Raw genomic sequence first — 4,813 nt, forward strand, 5'->3', positions numbered from 1 at the left:
TGGCGCTCAGCGGGCTCGCCCTGTACCGCCGTCGCCGGGGCTGACGCCGCCACGACCACGGGGCGCCCGGCCCCCGGCGCCGGGCGCCCCGAACTGTCACACCCCGCCAGTAGGGTGTCTGACATGGCCGACCCCTCCAGCTACCGCCCCAAGCCGGGACAGATTCCCGACTCCCCAGGGGTGTACAGGTTCCGCGACGAGCACCGCCGGGTGATCTACGTCGGAAAGGCGAAGAGCCTGCGCCAGCGCCTGGCGAGCTACTTCCAGGACCTGGCGAACCTGCACCCCCGCACGCGCACCATGGTCACCACGGCCGCCTCCGTGGAGTGGACGGTGGTGTCCACGGAGGTCGAGGCGCTGCAGCTGGAGTACTCCTGGATCAAGGAGTACGACCCCCGGTTCAACGTCAAGTACCGCGACGACAAGAGCTACCCGTACCTCGCGGTGACCATGAACGAGGACTTCCCGCGGGTTCAGGTGATGCGCGGTCAGAAGAAGAAGGGCGTGCGCTACTTCGGTCCCTACGGACACGCGTGGGCGATCCGCGACACCGTGGACCTGCTGCTGCGCGTCTTCCCGGTCCGCACCTGCTCCAAGGGCGTGTTCAACAACGCGGCCCGCACCGGCCGCCCCTGTCTCCTCGGCTACATCGGCAAGTGCTCGGCACCTTGTGTGGGCCGCGTCACCCCGGACGAACACCGTGAGCTGGCCGAGGAGTTCTGCGACTTCATGGCCGGGCGCACAGGGACGTACATCCGGCGCCTCGAGAAGGACATGACGACCGCCGCCGAGGACATGGAGTACGAGCGCGCGGCCCGCCTCCGTGACGACATCGAGGCCCTGAAGAAGGCCATGGAGAAGAGCGCAGTCGTCCTCGCCGACGCCACCGACGCCGACCTCGTCGCCCTCGCGGAGGACGAGCTGGAGGCCGCCGTCCAGATCTTCCACGTACGGGGCGGACGCGTCCGCGGCCAGCGCGGCTGGGTCACCGACAAGGTCGAGGCCGTCACCAGCGGCGACCTGGTCGAGCACGCGCTGCAGCAGCTCTACGGGGAGGAGAGCGGGGACGCCGTTCCCAAGGAGGTCCTCGTCCCGGCGCTGCCCGACCCCCTGGAGCCCGTCCAGGCCTGGCTCACCGAGCGCCGCGGGGCGAACGTGTCGCTGCGCATCCCGCAGCGCGGCGACAAGAAGGCCCTGATGGAGACCGTCCATCGCAACGCCCTGCAGTCCCTCGCCCTGCACAAGACCAAGCGCGCCTCCGACCTCACCACGCGCTCGCGCGCCCTGGAGGAGATCGCGGAGGCCCTCGATCTGGACGGCGCTCCGCTGCGCATCGAGTGCTACGACATCTCGCACCTCCAGGGCGACGACGTGGTGGCCTCCATGGTGGTCTTCGAGGACGGTCTCGCACGCAAGAGCGAATACCGCCGCTTCCAGATCAAGGGCTTCGAGGGCCAGGACGACGTCCGCTCCATGCACGAAGTGATCACCCGCCGCTTCAAGCGCTATCTCGCCGCCCAGGAGAAGTCGGGCGAGTGGTCCGACGCCGAGCCGGACGACGACGAGCTCGCGCAGGAGTCCCGGCTCACTGAGGACGACGGGCGCCCCAAGAAGTTCGCGTACCCGCCGCAGCTCGTCGTCGTCGACGGCGGCCAGCCGCAGGTCGCCGCGGCCAAGCGGGCCCTGGACGAGCTGGGCATCGACGACATCGCGGTGTGCGGCCTCGCCAAGCGCCTCGAAGAGGTCTGGGTGCCGGACGAGGACGACCCGGTGGTCCTGCCCCGCACCAGCGAGGGCCTGTACCTCCTGCAGCGCGTCCGCGACGAGGCCCACCGGTTCGCGATCACCTACCAGCGCACCAAGCGGGCCAAGCGCTTCCGGGCGGGCCCCCTGGACGACGTGGCGGGACTGGGCGACGCGCGCAAACAGGCGCTCGTCAAGCACTTCGGTTCGGTGAAGCGGCTCAGGTCCGCCACAATCGACCAGATCTGCGAGGTTCCCGGCATAGGTCGCAAGACGGCCGAGACCATCGTGGCGGCCTTCGCGCAGGCGGCACCGGCGGCGCCCGCGGTGAACACGGCCACCGGAGAGATCATGGAAGACGAAGACGACACCACGGAGCGCGCGACGGACGCGGGCTCCGGCGAGGAACCCGTCAGCGCGGGAGCCTCGGAAGAACGACGGGGGCAGGAGCCATGAGCGAGCAGGACCACGAAAGCAGCGACACCAGCGGTACGGCGGACAACCCCGCACAACCCGAGCACGGAGCACAGGTGAGCAGCGGCACAGGCGCGACCCCCGACACTCCCGGCGTCCCCGACGCCGTCATCCCCGAACTCGTGATCATCTCCGGGATGTCCGGCGCGGGCCGCTCGACCGCCGCGAAGTGCCTGGAGGACCTCGGCTGGTTCGTGGTCGACAACCTGCCGCCCGCCCTGATCCCCACCATGGTGGAGCTCGGCGCCCGCTCCCAGGGCAACGTGGCGCGGATCGCGGTCGTCGTCGACGTACGGGGCCGGCGTTTCTTCGACAACCTCCGCGAATCCCTCGCCGACCTGGAGTCCAAGCACGTCACGCGCCGCATCGTCTTCCTGGAGTCCTCCGACGAGGCACTGGTGCGCCGCTTCGAGTCGGTGCGCCGCCCGCACCCCCTCCAGGGCGACGGCCGCATCGTCGACGGCATCGCCGCCGAGCGCGAGCTGCTGCGCGAGCTGCGCGGCGACGCCGACCTGGTGATCGACACCTCCAGCCTGAACGTGCACGAGCTGCGCGCCAAGATGGACGCCCAGTTCGCCGGCGAGGAGGAGCCCGAACTGCGGGCCACCGTCATGTCGTTCGGCTTCAAGTACGGCCTGCCCGTCGACGCCGACCTGGTGGTCGACATGCGCTTCCTGCCGAACCCGCACTGGGTACCGGAGCTGCGCCCCTTCACCGGTCTGAACGAGGAGGTGTCGAACTACGTCTTCTCGCAGCCCGGCGCCAAGGAGTTCCTCGACCGCTACACCGAGCTGCTCCAACTGATCGCGGCAGGCTACCGGCGCGAGGGCAAGCGCTACGTGACGATCGCCGTGGGCTGTACCGGCGGCAAGCACCGCTCCGTCGCCACCTCGGAGAAGCTCGCCGCCCGGCTCGCCTCGCAGGGCGTGGAGACCGTGGTCGTCCACCGGGACATGGGCCGCGAATGACGGGACGTACGCTGCGGCTCACCAGCCGGATGCGCAGCAGGAGCGCACCGACCGGCCGCCGCAAGGGCACGACCCCCAAGGTGGTCGCCCTCGGCGGCGGCATGGGCCTGTCGGCGTCCCTGGCCGCCCTGCGCCGCATCACGGGCGACCTGACCGCCGTCGTCACGGTCGCCGACGACGGCGGCTCCAGCGGGCGCCTTCGCGACGAGCTGGGCGTGCTGCCACCCGGTGACCTGCGCAAGGCCCTCGCGGCGCTGTGCGGCGACGACGACTGGGGCCAGACCTGGGCCCGCGTCATCCAGCACCGCTTCCAGTCCAAGGGCGACCTGCACGAGCACGCGGTCGGCAACCTGCTGATCGTCGCCCTGTGGGAACAGCTGGGCGATCACGTCCAGGCCCTGGACCTGGTCGGCAAGCTGCTCGGCGCGCACGGGCGCGTGCTGCCCATGTCCGCGGTTCCGCTGGAACTGCAGGCGCGGGTCCTGGGGCACGACCCGGCGCGCCCGGACGACGTCGACACGGTCCGCGGCCAGGCCACGGTCGCCCTCACCCCCGGCGAGGTGCAGTCCGTCCACGTGGTTCCGCACGACCCGCCCGCCGTCCCCGAAGCGGTCGCCGCGGTGCTCGACGCGGACTGGGTGGTGCTCGGCCCGGGCTCCTGGTTCTCGTCCGTGATTCCCCACCTCCTGGTCCCGGAACTGCTGGACGCGCTCGTCGAGACGAAGGCCCGCCGGGTCCTCTCGCTCAACCTCGCGCCACAACCCGGAGAAACCGAAGGGTTCTCACCGCAGCGTCATTTGGAGGTTTTGGGACGACACGCCCCTAAACTCGCCCTGGACGTGGTGCTGGCCGACGAGGCCGCCGTGCCCGACCGCGAAGAGCTCATCGACTCCGCCAAGCAGCGTTTCGGTGCCGCGGTCGAGCTGGCGCCGGTAGCCAGGCCCGACGGGACTCCGAGGCACGATCCGGAGCTGTTGGCCGCCGCGTACGACCGTATTTTTCGGATGCATGGAAGGATCGGCCCATGGCGATGACGGCAGCGGTGAAGGACGAAATCTCCCGGCTCCCCGTCACCCGGACCTGCTGCAGAAAGGCCGAGGTCTCGGCCATTCTGCGGTTCGCGGGCGGCCTTCACCTGGTGAGCGGCCGCATCGTGATCGAGGCGGAGCTGGATACCGCGATGGCCGCACGGCGGCTCAAGCGGGACATCCTGGAGATCTTCGGGCACAGCTCGGAGCTGATCGTGATGGCGCCCGGAGGACTGCGCCGCGGTTCGCGTTTTGTCGTACGAGTGGTCGCGGGCGGCGACCAGCTGGCCCGCCAGACGGGCCTCGTGGACGGCCGCGGCCGCCCGATCCGAGGCCTCCCGCCGCAGGTGGTCTCGGGGGCCACCTGCGACGCCGAGGCGGCCTGGCGCGGCGCGTTCCTGGCGCACGGCTCGCTGACGGAGCCGGGTCGCTCCTCCTCGCTGGAGGTGACCTGCCCGGGCCCGGAGGCGGCGCTCGCCCTGGTCGGGGCCGCGCGCAGGCTCCAGATCGCGAGCAAGGCCCGTGAGGTGCGCGGCGTGGACCGCGTGGTGGTGCGCGACGGCGACGCGATCGGCGCCCTGCTCACCCGGATGGGCGCCC

At 71.0% G+C, this 4,813-nt stretch carries 4 protein-coding genes; all 4 read left to right on the forward strand.

The features are described from left to right. The first annotated feature begins 123 nt into the window (after nt 1–123). Nucleotides 124–2,199: an excinuclease ABC subunit UvrC gene (uvrC, locus tag G3I40_RS11500; protein ID WP_164302066.1), complete on the forward strand. Its 2,076-nt coding sequence runs from the start codon at nt 124–126 to the stop codon at nt 2,197–2,199. After that, the gene (gene rapZ, locus G3I40_RS11505; RefSeq protein ID WP_203643862.1) at nt 2,196–3,185 is read left to right on the forward strand and encodes an RNase adapter RapZ; all 990 of its coding nucleotides are present in this window, start codon (nt 2,196–2,198) and stop codon (nt 3,183–3,185) included. Before uvrC ends, rapZ begins: the two co-directional genes overlap by 4 nt. After that, the gene (gene yvcK / locus G3I40_RS11510) at nt 3,182–4,219 is read left to right on the forward strand and encodes a uridine diphosphate-N-acetylglucosamine-binding protein YvcK (protein WP_164302067.1); all 1,038 of its coding nucleotides are present in this window, start codon (nt 3,182–3,184) and stop codon (nt 4,217–4,219) included. The genes rapZ and yvcK overlap by 4 nt, the downstream gene beginning before the upstream one ends. Further along, on the forward strand, nt 4,210–4,813 hold a 604-nt coding region (whiA, locus tag G3I40_RS11515), incomplete at its 3' end, for a DNA-binding protein WhiA (protein WP_164302068.1). The genes yvcK and whiA, both read left to right, overlap by 10 nt.

It is taken from the genome of Streptomyces sp. SID14478, assembly GCF_010548525.1.
Lineage (GTDB): Bacteria > Actinomycetota > Actinomycetes > Streptomycetales > Streptomycetaceae > Streptomyces.

What these genes read in the sequence shown, in the direction of transcription:
- uvrC (WP_164302066.1), top strand. Translation starts at nt 124, where the DNA reads ATGGCCGACCCCTCCAGCTACCGCCCCAAGCCGGGACAGATTCCCGAC.
- rapZ (WP_203643862.1), top strand. Translation starts at nt 2,196, where the DNA reads ATGAGCGAGCAGGACCACGAAAGCAGCGACACCAGCGGTACGGCGGAC.
- yvcK (WP_164302067.1), top strand. Translation starts at nt 3,182, where the DNA reads ATGACGGGACGTACGCTGCGGCTCACCAGCCGGATGCGCAGCAGGAGC.